The sequence below is a fragment of the Pedobacter faecalis genome, assembly GCF_030182585.1.
Taxonomy (GTDB): domain Bacteria; phylum Bacteroidota; class Bacteroidia; order Sphingobacteriales; family Sphingobacteriaceae; genus Pedobacter; species Pedobacter faecalis.
The window spans coordinates 2,721,135-2,739,015 of sequence record NZ_JARXOW010000001.1 but is presented as its reverse complement, the minus strand read 5'-3'; the positions used below and the strand labels follow the sequence as shown (position 1 = coordinate 2,739,015).

Sequence of the window (17,881 nt, the reverse complement as noted above, 5' to 3'; positions counted from 1 at the left end):
CTATTTATTTATAAAATCAAACAATAATACCAGTTGTACAACCGGCAGGTAAAAGAACGAACAGAACATCACCTTTCTGGCACTGCTCATCTCCATATTCATCCACATTTTAAATGCCAGCCAGGCAAATACGGCTCCGAAAATGACCGATGCCCCGGCTATATAATAGCCGCCAAATCCGTAGAAGACAGGCAGTAAACTTACCGGTATCAGCACCAGTGTACTAAGAAATGTGATAAAGGCGCTCGCCTTGTCCCTTTTGGTGGTTGGCAGAAGTCTGAATCCCGCCTTCTTATAGTCGTCATCCAGCACCCAGGCGATCGACCAGAAATGCGGGAACTGCCATACAAACTGAATAAGAAAAAGGATAACCGCAATGCCGTCTATTCTGCCATGGGCGGCGACATATCCGATCAACGGAGGCAGGGCGCCTGGAAAAGCCCCGACAAATACCGCAATAGGCGATTTCCTTTTCAGCGGCGTATATGCAAAGGCATATAAAAATATAGAGAATACCGAGAGCAACCCGGTTTCTATGTTTAGTTTGCCCAGAAGCCAGGTACCTAACATACCCATCACCAGGCCTGATACGAGTCCCTGACCCGTGGTCATGTGCCCGGCCGGCATAGGCCTGTCCTTGGTACGGCTCATCAGCTTGTCCAGGTCAACTTCAATAACTTCGTTGAAACAATTGGCGGCCGAAGTTACCAGAAAACCTCCCGCAATCAGGATAAGCCAGTTCATCCAGTTGATTCCAGGCACAACACCGTCTACAGGTACCTTAGAGCCAATCAGGAAGGTGACCGAAGCAGAAAACACCACCAGGAAGGTAAGTCTGAACTTAATGAGCTTGGAAAAATCTTTCAAAAACTGCTTCAAGATATTTATATTAATTCGTTTGGTTAAAGCTGCCTGTCTTGTAAACTAATAAATACAGATAATATTGCAGCCCGAACAGCATGGTGCTGAAAAGGATATGCATAGCCTGTGCATACGGCGGTAAGGCAAAATTAGCAAGAAGCACCCCGGTGAGCAATTGTATCAGCAAAACGATCATGACGGCATTGGCAACGAACATTTGTTCTTTGCTACCTTTGTACAGGCGCCTCATAATCGCATATATAATAATATTCAAGACCAGCACAGCGATTGCCAGGTCCCTGTGATATAGAAAATGTGTTCCTACTTTGCCCACCCAGGTCTCGCGCTGAGCATAAAAAAGTGACTTTGCAATAGCGTCGATAGCCTCCCTTACTTCCGTTCCCACTACGATCTGCACAACACTTAATGCGATTGACAGAAACAGTATCATTGTTAATGTACCGGTTTTACCGGCAGCAAGAACAGCCTGCTGCCTCATCTTCCTCGCGTAATAATAGGTGTAGATGAGTATGGCAAGGATTACCAAGGCCAATAACATGTGTACAGTAACAATCCAGGGCATCAGGTTGGTAGACACGACAATGGATCCGAGCCAAGCTTGATAAGCCACTACAAAAATGTTCAGTATGCTGAGCACAACGATGCGCTTCGCGGTTTTACGATACGTAAAAGACGCGATGGCAACCGCCAGAAGCATAATGCCTGTAAGCGCTCCGACCAGACGGTTTATATATTCCGTCCAGGTTTTTGCGACATTAAATTCCTCTGGTTCACGAATCGACTCGTCATGCCTGATGCTGTCAGCGAGATGCCCCTTACCTAACCTTTCCAGGGTTTTGGCAAAACGCTCATTCTTGGCAATACGCCCGTTCACATATTTCTCCTTATAGTCGGCCGGCAACTGAGAGGCAGAGGTAGGCGGCACGTACTGGTCGAAGCATTTTGGCCAATCCGGGCAGCCCATGCCTGAGCCCGTGCTGCGCACAACCCCTCCTGCCAGAATAACCAGTAGGGTAATTACAATCGTAATTAGGTTAAGCCTGATAAATCTACGCTCAGATTTAGGAACCATTATATATGTGAATTTAAAAAGAAGGGTATCTGGTAAGCTTATACTTACAGCAGATACCCGTCCCGTTATAAACTATAAATTAGTCTAGTTTTGATCCTGCTGAAGCTTTCTCCTGCTCCTCCCACTCTCTTTGGATACGCTCAAATTCAGGATTTCCTTCAAAATCGTGCGGCATATTAGAACTCATGGTTTGTGAGAAAGGAATTGTCTGAGGAATAAAGTCCTCTTCTGCACCAGGCTTGCTATAGTCATACGGCCAGCGATATACTGTCGGAATTTCTCCTGGCCAGTTTCCATGGATATGTTCTACAGGAGCGGTCCATTCCAGTGTATTCGCGCCCCAAGGGTTTTGAGGAGCACGCTTTCCTCTGAAGATCGAATAGAAGAAGTTCCAAAGGAATGCTACCTGAGCTAAAGCTCCGATGATAGCCGCCCAGGTTACAAATACGTTTACAGTAAGCCATTTTTGCATAAACTCAAATTCCGTAAATGCATAGTAGCGACGCGGAACGCCGTCCAGACCGAGGAAGTGTAATGGGAAGAACACCAGATAGGCTGCGATGAATGTTAACCAGAAATGCAGATAACCTAATTTGGCACTCATCATACGTCCGAACATCCGGGGATACCAGTGATATACACCAGCAAGCATACCGAAGATAGCCGCCGAACCCATTACCAGGTGGAAGTGAGCGACAACGAAGTAAGTATCGTGAAGGTTGATATCGAGCGATGCGTTACCCAGGAATATACCCGTCAAACCACCTGAGATGAAGAATGACACCAAGCCAATTGCGAACAGCATAGCTGGCGTAAACTTGATATTACCACGCCAAAGTGTAGCCAGGTAGTTAAAGGTCTTTACAGCGGAAGGCACAGCGATGATCAGTGTGGTAATCATAAACACACCACCCAGCAACGGATTCATACCCGTCACAAACATGTGGTGACCCCAAACAATGAAAGACAATACGGTGATACCGATCAGTGAATAGATCATCGCATGGTATCCGAAGATCGGCTTCCTTGAGTTAACCGAAATTACTTCCGATGAGATACCAAGGGCAGGCATGATAACGATATATACCTCTGGGTGACCCAGGAACCAGAACAAGTGCTGCCACAGAATCGGCGATCCACCCTCATTTGGCAGAATCTGTGTACCCAAAACAATATCAGATAAGTAGAAACTTGTCCCAAAACTACGGTCAAAAATAAGAAGGACGACACCCGCAACCAACACAGGGAATGAAAGGATACCCAGGATAGCGGTAAGGAAAAACGCCCAGATAGGCAGCGGCATTTTCCAAAGGTCCATGCCTTTTGTACGCATGTTCAATACTGTACTCACATAGTTGATACCACCCATAAGCGATGAAGCAACGAACAGCACCATACTGATCAGCCAAAGCGTCATACCAAGTCCGGACCCGCTGATTGCTGTTGGCAAAGCTGACAGCGGCGGATAAATTGTCCACCCCGCACTGGCCGGACCAGTCTGGATGAAGAACGAACTCATCATGATAACGCAGGCGGTAAAAAAGAACCAGTACGAAAGCATGTTCAGGAAAGGAGATGCCATATCGCGTGCACCAATCTGCAGTGGGATCAACAAGTTACTGAACGTACCACTCAGCCCTGCAGTCAATACAAAAAATACCATGATGGTACCATGTATAGTAACCAGCGCAAGATAGAAATCAGGCTTAATTCTGCCGCCCTCAGCCCATTTACCAAGGAAGCTCTCCAAAAGCGGGAAAGTTTTGTCTGGCCAGGCCAATTGTAACCGGAAAAGGATCGATAAGATCATTGCAATCACAGCCATGATAATACCAGTTATCAAGAACTGCTTGGCGATCATTTTATGGTCCTGACTGAAGACGTATTTCGTGAAAAACGTCTCTTTGTGATGACCATGATCGTCATGGCTATCGTGTTGGTGAGTATCGTGTAATGATATAGTTGACATAATATGCTAATCCAGTATAAATATTAATTGTTTGGGGTAGAAGTCGCAGTTGTATCACTATCTGTCGACGTTGAATCGTTTAACGCTGGCGAAGTAGCCGGTGGAGCGATTACAGGGGAAATGTACCTGTTCCTCAGCTCATCGGTAATATACGTTGGCTGCTCAGCCACCCACTCTTTGTATTCCTGCTCCGAAACCACGCGAACTTTACGCTGCATCTTGTAGTGACCATCGCCACATATTTTGGCGCAAAGAAACAGGTAATCAAATTTAGGGTCATTTGTTTTCGCCTTCATCTCCTCTGTGGTGATCGTTGGAGTAAACTCGAAGTAGCTGGTCATACCAGGAACAGTATTGAGCTGAACCCTAAAATGCGGCATATAAAAACTGTGGATAACGTCTTTACTGGTCAGAATAAGACGTACCGGCTTATTTACAGGAATAACCATTTCGTCGGCGATCTGATCATCCAGTGCCTTCCTGTCTTTGAAATCAACACCCAAAGCATTTTCTGCCGTGATCAGCTTGTAGTTCTTTAAACCTACCACACCATCAGCTCCGGGATAACGGATAGCCCAGGCGAACTGCGATGAGGTAACTTCAATGTTGATCGGCTTGTTATTCGGATCCTCAATTTTGTAGAAAATAGACCTCCAGGTGAAGAAACCCATAAGTACCAAAACGGTTAACACCAATGCCGGAATAATAGTCCAGATTCTCTCCAAAGCATTATTATGCGGATAGAAATAGGCTTTTCTCTTGCCGTCGAACTTATAGAAATAAGCAAAGGCGAACAGCAGGATGTGTGTAAGGATAAATACAATGGTAGTAATGATCAGTGTGATCTCAAACATGTTATCGATCTTGGCACCATGCTCTGAGGCCGCCTCCGGAAGGATCATGCTTCCGTGTACGGTATATTCCCAATAAACACCATACAAACCAACAATAAGGAATAGTGCGAACAGCACACCGTTAACGGTATTCCAGTTGATACCCCGTGTCCTTCCCTGCGCCTCTCTTGTAAGTTCGTATACCTTTAACGCTTTACCGACTATTGCTATAAATAAGCAAACCAGTAAAAAGGCCATCACATAAAAAACTGCCGACTTATAAACAGGCCCCATATCAACGGCCTGCTCTGCACTTGCAGCGCCTGCAGCCGCCTGGGCGAAGGCCCCGCGTGTATCAGCAAACACAGTTACAATCGCCGCCAATGCTGCTATTGTCTTATTACCTATATATTTTCTTAAACTCATTTCCTTAAAGTAGTAACGCTGTACTTCTGTTGTACTATTATTTATTTTACTCTTTTGAATCAATCCTACAAATGATGATGTAAACTCTCCTGCAGGAACGGATGGTTCCTTGCTATTAGCGCACGCTTGCTTAGCGCTGATAATACGGTGAAAGTAAACAATCCGACAAATCCTAAAGCGACACCGATCTCGATAAATCCAAAGCCGTTATGGGTATCAACAGTTCCCGGCATGATCATCTGGTAGTAATCTACCCAGTGGCCGCACAATACTACGATAGATACACCAAGCAATACATTTTCATGACGTTTATTATCCCTGTCCATCAGCAACAGCACAGGAGCCAGGAAATTCAGGACCAGGTTCAGGTAAAACCAAAACTCATAGCTCTCGAAGCGCTTGTAAAAGTATACGGTTTCTTCCGGAATGTTCGCATAGTAAATCAGCATAAATTGTGCAAACCAGGTGTAAGTCCAGAAGATAGAAAAACCAAAGATAAACTGGCCAAGGTTGTGCAGGTGGCTATTGTTCACCCAACTCATATAACCCGACTTCTTCAAAAGGATAATGATGATCGCTATCGTTGCCAGACTGCTCACCCACATTGCAGCAAAGTTATACCAGCCAAACATGGTGGAGAACCAGTGCGCCTCAAGAGACATCACCGTATCGAAAGCAAATACCGGCGTGGTAAAGCCATAGATAACCAAAAATATACAAGAGTATTTGAAACTCTTCCTGTAAGAGTTCAAACCGCCCTCCAAATCCTCATTTGCAGACAGCTTGGAAAGAAGCACCGCAAAAATACTGTATGCGCCCAGGAAAATGACCTGACGTGCCATAAAGAAAGGCACATTAAGGAAAGACGACTTTCCGTCGATCAGCTTGTCGTAGTTGGGGCTGTTGGGGTCGGTAAGACCTTCGGCATGCCAGTGGTGGTATAAGTTATGTGTATAAAGTCCGGCTCCGATAATGGCGATCAGAATAACAACTGCAATAGGCAGTGTTCTGGCCATAGCCTGAGGTACACGCAGAATGGAAGCCGACCATCCCGCCTGAGCAACGAATTGTACAGCAAGGAAAAAAGCACCCGACATACATACGCAGGCGAAGTAATAAGCCATTAGCAACAGGTTCGCAAACGTACGCTCATGCATGATGTGGTCGTGGCTCGAAAATCCGTAGACAATTGCTGCCAGTCCGATCACAACGCCGATGATGCTCAACGTTTTTGCCTTCCCTGCAAACTCAAACTGTTCAGTTAAATTATAATTATGAGTTCCCATTTTTCTTCTTTACTAATTTCCTTTTTGTAATTCTTGTACGTACATCACCACTTTCCATCTCTCATCAGGCGTAAGCTGTGAAGCATATGAACCCATCATGTTAACACCATATTTAATGGTATGATAGATCTTACCTGCAGTCAGGTCTTTCATCAAACCACCGCGCGACGACGCCTTTTCCGGATCAAAAAATGACGGCACACCGCTGAATTTCTCAATCTTAACAAGGTGTCCCTGTCCGTCACCTTTCTCGCCGTGGCAAGGTCCGCACATCACCATATATAAATGCTGTCCGTCTTTAAGGTTCTTCTCAGAAATTTCCAAAGGGTTAACCAAGCTGCTTGAGGCTTCATAACCTTCCTTGGTATTCGGGTAAACGTCCGATTCTACAAATCCGACCGGTGCCGTGTGAGCGGGAGGCGTCTGTGCAGTCTGTCCGTTTGCAAAGTTCTTATTGGGCTGGTCCGGGTTATAAGCAAGCGGATCATACATATTTCTTGCATACTCCATTCCCGTGCTGCGTTTGTCCCTGCATGCCGAAAATACAACAGCACTGGCCAGGATACAAAACGAAGCTAAAACCACTCTATTCTTATTCATAGCTAACATACTTCCTTTCATTGTACTTCACTTCCAAAGCACCAGCATCTTTTAATAATTCATCGATTTTACTATGTGCTACATTCTGGTTTGCATCGATGGCGATAACAAACCTGTCATCTGTAGCTCTCAGATCCATTACCCTTGGTGCGCGACCCGGGAAAAGATGCGTAGATGCATAATATGCGCCGACCAAACTAAATGCACAGAACAAAACGGTCAGCTCGAACATAATCGGAATAAAATCCGGAAGCGCAAAAGCAGGCTTACCACCAATATTATGCTTCCAGTCAACCACAGAAGTCAGATAGATCAGCGCAAAGGCCGACACGGTGCCTGTCAATCCGCAGAAGAATGCAAGAACGTCAAGTCTTGATCTTTTTACTCCCAATTTTGCTTCGATGCCGTGAATAGGCATTGGTGTATACACATCATAAATCTTGATGTTGTTTTCCTGCAGTTTTTCGATGCCGTGCATCATCTCGTCAGGATCACCAAAACTGCCTAAAATATATTTGATATTACTCATTGTTATATTTTTGCGTATTCTTCTTGTTTAACACTATCAAACTTATTTAAAGAGTCGATATACTCAGCCACCTGCTCTTTATCCAGATGACCTTCCTTGATCTCCTCAAGCTTAGCCTGCTCACTCGCACTCTTAAGCAAAAGTTTAACTTCAGCTATAGCGATAGACGGCAGGACTCTTAAGAATAACAGGAACAAAGTGAAGAATACCCCGATTGAGCCTACGAAAACGCTCACATCCACCCAGGTTGGATAGAACATGGTCCAGCTTGATGGAATATAATCCCTGTGCAGTGAAGTAACGATAATCACGAAACGCTCGAACCACATACCGATGTTTACCACGATAGAAAGAATCCAGGTAGCCGCGATGTTGGTACGGATCTTCTTGAACCACAGCAACTGCGGAGAAATCACGTTGCAGGTCATCATCATCCAGTATGCCCACCAGTACGGACCGGTTGATCGGTTGATGAACGCGTACTGCTCATACTCAGAACCTGAATACCAGGCAATAAAGAACTCGGTTAAATAAGCCACACCTACAATAGAACCTGTAAGCATAACGATCTTGTTCATCGACTCAATGTGGAACATGGTGATGTAGTTCTCAAGACCCAAAACTTTACGGGCAACAAGCAAAAGCGTCAATACCATCGCGAAACCAGAGAAGATCGCACCTGCCACGAAGTATGGCGGGAAGATCGTGGTATGCCATCCCGGGATAACTGAGGTAGCAAAGTCCATGGATACGATGGTGTGTACCGAAAGTACCAGCGGTGTAGAAATACCAGCCAAAATCAGAGATACGGCCTCAAAACGCTGCCAGGTCTTAACGCTTCCGCTCCATCCGAAAGAAAAGATAGAATAGATACGGCGTCTTAATCCGGTAGCACGGTCGCGAATCGTTGCGATATCAGGTAACAGACCTGTATACCAGAACAGCAGGGATACCGAGAAATAAGTCGAGATCGCAAACATGTCCCATACCAGGGGTGAGTTGAAGTTTACCCAAAGTGACCCAAACTGGTTTGGCAGGGGAAGTACCCAATACGCCAGCCACGGACGGCCCATGTGGGAAACAACATAAGTTGCCGCACAGATTACCGCAAAGATGGTCATCGCCTCAGCAGAACGGTTGATGGAGTTACGCCAGTTTTGACGGAAAAGCAAAAGTACTGCAGAGATCAGTGTACCGGCGTGACCGATACCTACCCACCATACGAAACCAGTGATATCCCAGGCCCATCCCACAGTCTTGTTCAGACCCCATGCTCCAATACCTTCCCAAAAGGTGTAACCTACCGCTACCACCCAAAGTGTAGCGCCACAAAGCGCCATGATAAATCCAATCCACCAAGCTCTGTTAGGCTTGTTCTCAACCGGCAACAGAATCTCGTCCGTTATTCTGGAATAGGTGATGTCCTTTCCGGTGATTAGTGGTTCTCTTAATATTGATTCCTTATGTCCTGACATAATTTATATTCTTTAAGCTTACGCTTGAACTGTTGTACCTGTATTTCTAATTTTTGTCATGTAACCGATGCCTGGCTGAACGTTGATCTCTTCCAGCACATAGTAAGTCCGCTCACTGCGCAACGCTTTTGAAACCTCCGAATTAGGATCGTTGCCATCACCAAAGATGATTGCGTTTGCAGAGCATGCTTCCTGACAAGCCATTTTGATCTCACCGTCTCTAAGCGGACGTTTTTCCATTTTAGCCTGCAGTTTGCCCCCTTGTATACGCTGAATACACATCGAGCACTTCTCCATCACCCCTCTTGAACGTGCAGTTACATCAGGGTTCAGCAACAGCTGCGTAAATTCATTGTTCAGATAGTTGTCAAAACGGGAATCGTTCCAGTAGTTGAACCAGTTGAAGCGACGTACTTTGTACGGACAGTTGTTCGCACAGTAACGTGTACCCACGCAACGGTTATAAGCCATATGATTCAAGCCGTCTGATGAGTGTACAGTAGCAAGAACAGGACAAACCGTTTCGCAAGGTGCGTGCTCACAGTGCTGACAAAGCATCGGCTGATGTACCACAGACACGTTGTCAAGATTCTCCATCTCGGCGATCTCTTTCTCTTTGGTTACCGAATTGATACCATTGCCATGCGTACCGTGGGCACCTTGAGACTTGTCGTGCTGACCATGATCTTCACCGCCTTCTACATTGTTATAGCTATAATAACGGTCGATTCGGATCCAATGCATCTCCCTCCGGTTACGCACCTCTGTTTTACCAACGACCGGAATATTATTTTCTACGTTACAAGCCACCACACATGAACCGCAGCCGGTACAAGCATTAAGGTCGATGGCCATTACCCAGTTATGACCAGGCTTTTCGTAGGTATCCCAAAGATCGTAGGTCTTGTGCTTAGGATGATCGTTACCCGAACCTGCGGCCGGATTTTTCTTATAGGCCTCAAAGCTGGCTTCACGAATAACATTTCTGCCTTCAAAAGAGTGGTGCGTCTGTGTCTGCGCCAATTCTTCCCTTCTGCCTGTTCCGTCTAACTTAACCGTAGTGGCATACTTTAACGTACCATTAGCGAAACCTACAAACGGATAAGCATTCTTACCAACGTTATCACCGGCCTTACCCGCTTTAACGCGACCGTAACCTAAAGCGATCGAAGCAGTTCCCTGAGCTTGTCCGGGTTGGATCAACACCGGCAACTCAATGGTATATCCTTTATCGTCTTTAATCGAAACAATGTCAAATTCCTTATAGCCCAGTTTCTCTGCAAACTTAGGTGCAAGGGAAATATAATTGTCCCAGGTAACTTTGGTTACCGGATCAGGAAGTTCCTGAAGAAATGCGTTATTGGCATACTTACCATTCCGCATTGGAACACTTTCGTAAACCTGAAGTTCAATATCCTTAGCAAGCGCCTTGCTGTTGTTAACAATTGTTGGCACAACTGCCGCGAGCGACTGCGTGAACGTATACGTTCCAGCCGGCTTAGCCACAGAGGCAAAGACACCAGTTTGCAAAACATCCTGCCATGTTTTACCTAAAGCAGGTAAAATGGTCGACTCCCAGTTGTTGCGTACATACTGATAGTAGTCTTTAACTGGTGCATTAGACCAGATCAGTAAGCTCTGCTCAGCCTGCCGTGAATTAAATACCGGGTTGATGGTAGGCTGTACAATAGAGTAATACCCCTCATAAGTATTGGCATCACCCCATGACTCCAGATAGTTATGGTTTATTGCCACAACATCACAAAGATCAGCAGTTTCGTCATTCCTGTCAGAGAAAGAAACTTTCAATCCAACCTTAGCCAAGCCTTCTGTAAACGCCTTGGTGTTAACCGCGTCATAAGCAGGGTTGCTGTCAAGGAAAAATACCGCGCCAACCTCACCCCTGTTCATCTCATTAACGAACTCAGCGAACTCTGCATCATTACCAGCAAAACGCTTACAAGGATTATCCAGGTCGATGGTTGTACCGTAGCTGCCTATAGCTGCGTTGATAGCATTTACCAGAATCTGGGTAGACACATCATTTGATCCGCACACAACCAAGCCTTTACCTTTGTTCTGCAAAAGCTCTTTAGCAACAAGTTTAATCGCCTTATCAGCGATAGTATTATTTGGCAAAGAACCGCCTGCAAGGTTAGCGCCTGTAAGCGCGTTGTACAAAGCGATCAGCGCCGGACCTTCTTCAGATAATTTAACCGGAATACGGGTATCAGCATTGGTACCAGTAAGGCTCATGCCTGCTTCAAACTGGAAGTGACGAGACATTTTGCCCGCTTTCAGTGATTTGGCATTACGGTTACTTACATACTGCGCAGTAAATTCTTCGCCGCTGATCCATGTACCCAGAAAGTCGGCTGCAAAACTCACGATCAGGTCTGCCTGATCAAAATTATACTTAGGCACAACCGCTTTACCAAAGCTATTCTCGTTCGCTTTAATAATACCGGTATATGAAATTGCATCGTACTGAACATGTTTGGTGTTCGGATATACCCCAGTGAAATCAGCAATGACAGCTTTTGTAGAAGGGCTATGCACTGATGATGAGACAATCCTGATTTTTTTGCCTGAAGCCTGAACCTTGTTCAGTTCAGCAGTGATGAACTGATCAACGTTTGCCCAGGTACTCTCCTGCTTTTTAACCAGAGGAGACTTAAGTTTAGATACATCGTAAAGATCTAAAACAGAGGCCTGAGCCTGAGCATCCGTACCACGGAAAAACTCACCCGCATTTGGATTTGGTTCGATCTTGATCGGCCTTCCCTCTCTCGTCTTAACTAATACACTCTGACCGTTAAAGCTGGAAACATAATAGTTCGGGATACCCGGAACTACTTCTTCAGGCTTAACTACGTAAGGAATGGCTTTGTGAACCGGGGCCGACTGGCATGCCGCCAGTGTAACAGCACCCAAACCGAATCCAAGGGCCTTAAGAAAGTCCCGGCGCGGCGTTACAGTACTCAATCCTGCTTCGTTTAAAACATCTTCTATTGGAAGCGGTTCAGCAAATTCGTTTTTGTTTTTTTCAACAAAATCCGGAGTGTTGTTATACTCTTCTAAACCCTTCCAGTATCTCTTATTGCTTTCCATTTAAGCTATATTACTGTTATCGAACGTTCTTTTTTAATAAACTCTAATTAATAGTGGCACTTACCACACTCTAAACCACCCAAAGCAGCAGGAGTCATTTTCTCTCCTTTTTTGATCTTCTCGTGAGCTTCAATGACTTTATCGTAGTAGCCATTGCCCTTCACGTCAAGCTCAGCTTCGCGGTGACAGTTGATACACCATTTCATGGTTAGCGGAGAGTACTGATAGATTTCCTCCATGGTATTCACCGGACCGTGACAAGCGAAACATACCGGTTCATTTGGCTGCAAGCCTTTCTGCTTTCTGATCGCCTGCTCACCAACAACAGTGTGCTGCGAGTGATTGAAGTAAGCGAAATCAGGCAAATTGTGAACCCGTACCCACTCAATTGGTTTCTCTTTGCTCTTATCGTAAGTCATAGTTTCCGGATCATAACCGATGGCACTATAGATCTTCATGATTTCAGGAGAGATTTCCCCGTCGTACTTTTCTGTAGCCTGAACCGACTTGTGACAGTTCATACAAACGTTAGCCGATGGAATTGTTGCATTTTTTGACTTAAACGCACCTGCGTGGCAGTACTGACAGTCTATCTGGTTAGTTCCGGCATGCAGTTCGTGAGAAAACTTGATTGGTTGCACAGGCTGGTATCCGGTATGAACACCAGTATCCCACATGCCCATCCATCCATAAGTACCCAGACTTACCACAAGACACAGAATTAAGAAGAATACAAACTTCTTATTTTTGAACAATCTTCTTGAGCCCTCAGCAAAAGACAGGCTCTCTTCTTCTACAATGACAACGCCCTGCTTCTGAAGAATCAGGCGCTCCAGCATTTTTATAGCGCGACCTAAAACCACCAGCACAGCGATCGAAATCAGGATGATTACAGCAATACCTGCGATAGAGAAGTCAGAAACCCCTTCAGATGTACCAGCCTCCGCACCCTGTCCTCCGGCAGCTTCGCCTTCCTTTTTAGGTTCACCAGCCTGAGCATACGCAATGATGTTTTTGATCTGATCATCAGTTAGACGGGTAAAAGCAGTCATCTCCGCAGGAGAAAACTTAGATGCCTCAACCGCCTGAGGATCGCCCGAGGCAATAAGCGCAGGGGCATTGCGGATCCATTTGATTGCAAAAGCTTCATCAAGCTCTGTAAGCTTTGGTGTTAACGCCGGACCGGTGCTGTTGCGGTCCAACTGGTGACAAGAGGCACAATTATCCTTAAATAACTTTCGGCCCTCAGCTACATCTTGCGCGTGTGTTACAGAAACGGTTAAAACAGATAAAGCCGTCAGCATAAACGTCGACTTCAAAACTCTTTTAACGATCAATGAGATATCCCTCATAATGAGTACTTTATACTATTTTTTAAAAAACTTGTTTAACGTAATTGATGTTTGAACTCAGGTACTCCACCAAAACGTCCACAAAAGTAAAATTTATTAAATTACCAATGACAAAGAAATGACAGTAAATACAATTTATAATCAATCTAAATAGGTGCCTTCAAAGGCCTTTAAACGAAGAAAATCAGCAATTTTCTAAGGATTGCTGATTTTCAAACCGAGGCTCATCCGCTGCCGGATTTGCATATATAAATTACATTTTCAATATCCACGCAAACATCAGCGGAGCCACTATTGTAGCATCCGATTCTACGATAAATTTGGGGGTGTTAATGTCGAGTTTACCCCAGGTAATCTTCTCATTCGGCACCGCTCCTGAGTATGATCCGTAAGAGGTTGTTGAGTCGGAAATCTGACAGAAATAACTCCAGAACGGAATGTTCTCCATCTCCATATCCTGGTATAGCATGGGCACTACACAAATCGGGAAATCACCGGCAATACCACCCCCGATCTGGAAGAAACCAATGCCCTTACCTTCGCTGTTTGCGATATACCAGTTGGCCAGCCAGCCCATATATTCGATCCCGCTCTTCATGGTAGAAGCCCTGATTTCGCCCTTCATCACATATGACGCAAAAATATTGCCCATCGTAGAATCTTCCCATCCCGGAACCACGATTGGGAGGTTCTTTTCCGCGGCTGCCAGCATCCATGAATTTTTGGGATCTATTTCGTAGTATTGCTCCAAGTCGCCGCTGAGAAGCATTTTATACATGAATTCGTGCGGAAAATAACGCTCACCTGCATCATCGGCATCTTTCCATATCTTGTGAATGTGCTTTTGCAGTCTACGGAAGGCCTCTTCTTCCGGGATACAGGTATCGGTTACGCGATTATAATGGTTCTCAAGTAAGTCCCACTCGTCTTGTGGACTAAGATCGCGGTAATTTGGCACTCTCTTGTAATGCGAATGTGCTACCAGGTTCATAATATCCTCTTCAAGATTGGCCCCGGTACATGATATAATGGAAACTTTATCCTGACGGATCATTTCAGCAAGGGAAATACCTAATTCGGCTGTACTCATCGCGCCGGCAAGTGTTATCATCATTTTGCCGCCCTCATCCAGATGTGCTTCATATCCTTTCGCTGCATCCATCATGGCCGCCGCATTAAAATGGAGATAGTTACGCTCCATAAATTGTGATATAGGTCCTCTTGTTGTATTCATGCTCTTTTTTGTATTTTCTTATTGAAGCGCAAAAATAGCTATTTAATTACAGCTTCCATAATCACCATTTGCAGCCACCTCGTGGGTGGTGAGTCCGCCATGAGTCCGCCATGAGTCCGGGGTGAGTCCGCCTTTTCCCGGAAAAAAGGCGGACTCATGGCAGTGCCATAGTGGTAGCAAGGCGCTCTCACCCCAAAAGGATATAGGGCAGTAGCCGTATTATGGCCTTAAACTTGCTTCGCTGAACGAAAAACAAAAATATTCTTTTATTTTAGGCAGATGAAGAAACTATCGCTTTGCGCCATGCTGGTCGTGCTGGCGTTAAACGTTGTGGGACAGAAAAAGTTAATCGAGCGCTATTTATCAAATAAAACGGACTCCTCCAGAGGGCCAAGTTTTATGCCCGTGCCTGTTTTCCGCTACAGTCAGGAAATTGGCGCCGAACTGGGCCTGGGACTGATTTATTCGGCCTATATGGACCGGGCCGACCTGACTAACCGAAGTTCGAACTTTACCGGCGTGGCCTCTGCTTCTACCAAGGGGCAGTACAACATCTCTTTAAAAAGCGATATTTGGACTAAAGGAAACATCTATCACCTCGTCAACGAGATCAGGTTCAGAAAAATGCCGTTCGACTTCTTCGGAGTTGGTAATGAAACCATCGAGGCAGACAAAAACAGGCTGGTACAGGGCTCGGTAAAAATAGTTGTGGAAGCAGAAAAGAAGCTTGTACCACGAATGTATACCGGTATTTCTGCGGGATTTGAAAACTATCATTTTACCGATAAGCAGGTAACGGGAACATTTGCTGCGAATGAAGAACTGGTCCATAAGGTAGGGGGGTCTGTAATTTATGCCGGGCTTTCGCAAAGTTTCGACACGCGGGACAATGCAAACTATACCACTGCAGGTTTTCTAGGAAGGATAAGCTACCAGTATGCGCCCGACTTTTATGGGGGCGATAACTTTACGGGTTCCATGATCAGGGCCAATGTACGCAACTTCTGGTCGCTCAACCGCAAACTTGTCCTCGGACTAAACGGTCTTTATCACACCGTACAAGGCAAAAATACGCCGTTTTATATGTTGCCGCAACTCGGCAATGATGAGATGATGCGAGGGTATTATACCGGAAGGTACCGCGACAGGAACCTGCTTGCAGCACAGGCAGAGTTGAGGTTCCGGTACAATAACCGGTTTGGACTGGCTGTATTTGGTGGAGGCGGACAAGTTTTCGACAATGGCGGCTTTGCTTTTAAGTCTTTCAAGCCATCATACGGCGCTGGTGGCCGCTATTTCTTTGATCCGGAGAAAGGCCTGAGTGTTCGGGTCGACTATGGCATAGGCGAAAAACGCGCCAACGAGAAGCGTCAGGCCGGCTTTTACGTAAGCTTGGCCGAAGCGTTTTAAAACTTCAGCTTAAAGTGCTCTTTGGCCTGACCCTTTCTGAAAAACACCAATCCTATCCAAAAGAGGTCTACAGTTACCCGCACGTCGGGATGAGCCTTGATCTCTTCCCAGGCTTCTTTCATGCCCGGGCTCCAGTAAATATCGTCGAAGATCAACAGTGTGTCTTCGTGGACTCGGGGCAAACACCATTTGAAGTAGTTTAAGGTTGCGTCTTTACGGTGGTTGCCATCGATATAAACAAAATCCAGCTTCTCCAGCTGTTCGAGCAGATCAGGCAGCAGCAGATCGAAGTTTCCTACCTGAAGCTCTACATTTTCGAGTCCGAGTTCCCTGAAATTCCGGTAGGCTACCTCCGCTGTTTCAGGACAGCCTTCTATGGTGATGATATTGGTATTGGGGCATGCTTTGGAAAGGTAAGCGGTGGTGATCCCCAGGCAGGTGCCCAGCTCGATGATGGTATCTGGCTTGGCCATTTTCGCAAGGCGATAGATGAGCTGCGCCAGCCTCGGGCTTTTTAGCGCATTCCTCGCAATCTGACTGATCTTCTTACGCCGATTCCTGTTGAGGTGCGAACCAGCACCTAGGTCGGTCACTGTAATGGTGGAATCGTCACGGTAAAGTTTTTTTCGCTGCGCCTCCACGGCTTCGTATGCATCTTTATTGCTAAAGTCGTAAATTACCTCATCGGCTAGCTTGTATATGAATGGGGAATGTGTCCCATGCCGGCTCTTAGCAGTGAGCCGGTGCGCCACATAATCCCTGAAAAAGTTCAAGACCATAGCTGGCAAAAATAGGCATTCAATTTGATTGGACAATAAAGTGGAACACAGTAAAGAAATAAGTGCTTTAGTAAGGCTGCTAGATGACCCTGATATGGAAATTTATCAGCATGTGGAAGACAAGCTTCTTGGCTATGGCAATGAGGTGATCGGGTATTTGGAGAATGCCTGGGAGCAGTCGCTCGACAGCCTGCTGCAGCAGCGTATCGAAAATATCATCCATAAAATTCAGTTTTCTACGGTTAAGGAAGATCTTAGTTTATGGTTTCAGAGTGGGGCTTTTGACCTGCTTCAGGGTGCACTCATCATCAACCGCTATCAGTATCCTGACCTGGATGAGGAGAAACTGATTCTACAGATTGAGGATATTAAGCGTGATATCTGGCTAGGTCTGCAGTACGAGATGAGTGCGATTGAGAAAATTAAACTGATTAACCACATCTTTTACAATGTTTACGGCTTCGGGGGCAATACGAAGAACCATCAGGATCCGCAGAATTCCTACATCAGCCAGGTGCTGGAGAGTAAAAAAGGCAACCAGATCTCGCTGGCGATTATCTATTCCACGCTTGCACAGAAGCTGGATATTCCTGTGTACGGCGTCAATCTGCCACAGCATTTTATCCTGGGCTACATTGATGAAACGCGCCGCGATGAGCAGGAATTCGGCGTACTGTTCTACATCAACGCCTTTAACAAGGGCGCTATTTTTGGCAAACATGATGTAGACCAGTTTTTGCGCCAGCTAAACATAGAGCCGATGCCCGGTTTTTATATGCCCTGCAGCAACGTAGAAATCATCAGGCGTGTGATCCGCAACCTGATTACGGCCTATCAGAATCTTGGGTCGGCAGAAAAGGTCGAAGAACTTAAAGAACTCCAGGATATCCTCAATATTCCTGAAGTATAAGCCTGCATCGTAT

General features: G+C 45.7%; 14 protein-coding genes. 2 read left to right on the top strand and 12 right to left on the bottom strand.

From position 1 onward, the window contains the following. From cyoE to QEP07_RS12375, 11 genes are all read right to left on the bottom strand, one after another. The gene (gene cyoE, locus QEP07_RS12425) at positions 1 to 879 is read right to left on the bottom strand and encodes a heme o synthase (RefSeq protein ID WP_285010448.1); all 879 of its coding nucleotides are present in this window, start codon (positions 877 to 879) and stop codon (positions 1 to 3) included. Positions 880 to 889: 10 nt separating this feature from the next. Further along, positions 890 to 1,954 (bottom strand): COX15/CtaA family protein, encoded by a 1,065-nt coding sequence (locus tag QEP07_RS12420; protein WP_285010447.1) that lies wholly within the window; start codon positions 1,952 to 1,954, stop codon positions 890 to 892. Between the two features lie 79 nt (positions 1,955 to 2,033). Continuing rightward, positions 2,034 to 3,923, bottom strand: a complete 1,890-nt coding sequence (locus QEP07_RS12415) for a cytochrome c oxidase subunit I (RefSeq protein WP_256002063.1) — start codon at positions 3,921 to 3,923, stop codon at positions 2,034 to 2,036. Positions 3,924 to 3,946: 23 nt separating this feature from the next. Then, complete coding sequence (locus tag QEP07_RS12410; protein WP_256002064.1) at positions 3,947 to 5,182, bottom strand: cytochrome c oxidase subunit II; 1,236 nt, start codon at positions 5,180 to 5,182, stop codon at positions 3,947 to 3,949. 65 nt (positions 5,183 to 5,247) lie between these two features. Beyond that, positions 5,248 to 6,468 (bottom strand): quinol:cytochrome C oxidoreductase, encoded by a 1,221-nt coding sequence (locus QEP07_RS12405; RefSeq protein ID WP_285010446.1) that lies wholly within the window; start codon positions 6,466 to 6,468, stop codon positions 5,248 to 5,250. Between the two features lie 12 nt (positions 6,469 to 6,480). Next, positions 6,481 to 7,068, bottom strand: a complete 588-nt coding sequence (locus QEP07_RS12400) for a c-type cytochrome (protein ID WP_350223373.1) — start codon at positions 7,066 to 7,068, stop codon at positions 6,481 to 6,483. Beyond that, positions 7,061 to 7,597, bottom strand: a complete 537-nt coding sequence (locus QEP07_RS12395; protein WP_256002067.1) for a DUF3341 domain-containing protein — start codon at positions 7,595 to 7,597, stop codon at positions 7,061 to 7,063. Before QEP07_RS12395 ends, QEP07_RS12400 begins: the two co-directional genes overlap by 8 nt. Positions 7,598 to 7,599: 2 nt before the next feature. Next, positions 7,600 to 9,072 (bottom strand): NrfD/PsrC family molybdoenzyme membrane anchor subunit, encoded by a 1,473-nt coding sequence (nrfD, locus tag QEP07_RS12390; protein ID WP_285010443.1) that lies wholly within the window; start codon positions 9,070 to 9,072, stop codon positions 7,600 to 7,602. Between the two features lie 18 nt (positions 9,073 to 9,090). After that, positions 9,091 to 12,183 (bottom strand): TAT-variant-translocated molybdopterin oxidoreductase, encoded by a 3,093-nt coding sequence (locus QEP07_RS12385; protein ID WP_285010442.1) that lies wholly within the window; start codon positions 12,181 to 12,183, stop codon positions 9,091 to 9,093. 47 nt (positions 12,184 to 12,230) lie between these two features. Further along, entirely contained in the window at positions 12,231 to 13,535 is a 1,305-nt protein-coding gene (locus QEP07_RS12380; RefSeq protein WP_285010441.1) for a c-type cytochrome, read from the bottom strand. Between the two features lie 253 nt (positions 13,536 to 13,788). Further along, positions 13,789 to 14,769, bottom strand: coding sequence for a deoxyhypusine synthase family protein (locus QEP07_RS12375; protein WP_285010439.1), 981 nt, complete (start codon positions 14,767 to 14,769; stop codon positions 13,789 to 13,791). 279 nt (positions 14,770 to 15,048) lie between these two features. Here QEP07_RS12375 and QEP07_RS12370 point away from each other — a divergent pair, with 279 nt between their 5' ends. Further along, a complete protein-coding gene (locus QEP07_RS12370) occupies positions 15,049 to 16,179 on the top strand; it encodes a BamA/TamA family outer membrane protein (RefSeq protein ID WP_285010437.1) in 1,131 nt (376 codons plus the stop codon). On the opposite strand, the gene QEP07_RS12365 is transcribed toward QEP07_RS12370, so the two are convergent. Next, on the bottom strand, positions 16,176 to 16,958 hold the full coding sequence (locus QEP07_RS12365) for an O-methyltransferase (RefSeq protein ID WP_285010434.1): 783 nt from the start codon (positions 16,956 to 16,958) through the stop codon (positions 16,176 to 16,178). The genes QEP07_RS12370 and QEP07_RS12365 overlap by 4 nt on opposite strands. Positions 16,959 to 16,998: 40 nt before the next feature. On the opposite strand from QEP07_RS12365, the gene QEP07_RS12360 reads away from it, so the two are divergent. After that, complete coding sequence (locus QEP07_RS12360) at positions 16,999 to 17,868, top strand: transglutaminase-like domain-containing protein (RefSeq protein ID WP_256002074.1); 870 nt, start codon at positions 16,999 to 17,001, stop codon at positions 17,866 to 17,868. Positions 17,869 to 17,881 lie beyond the last annotated feature (13 nt).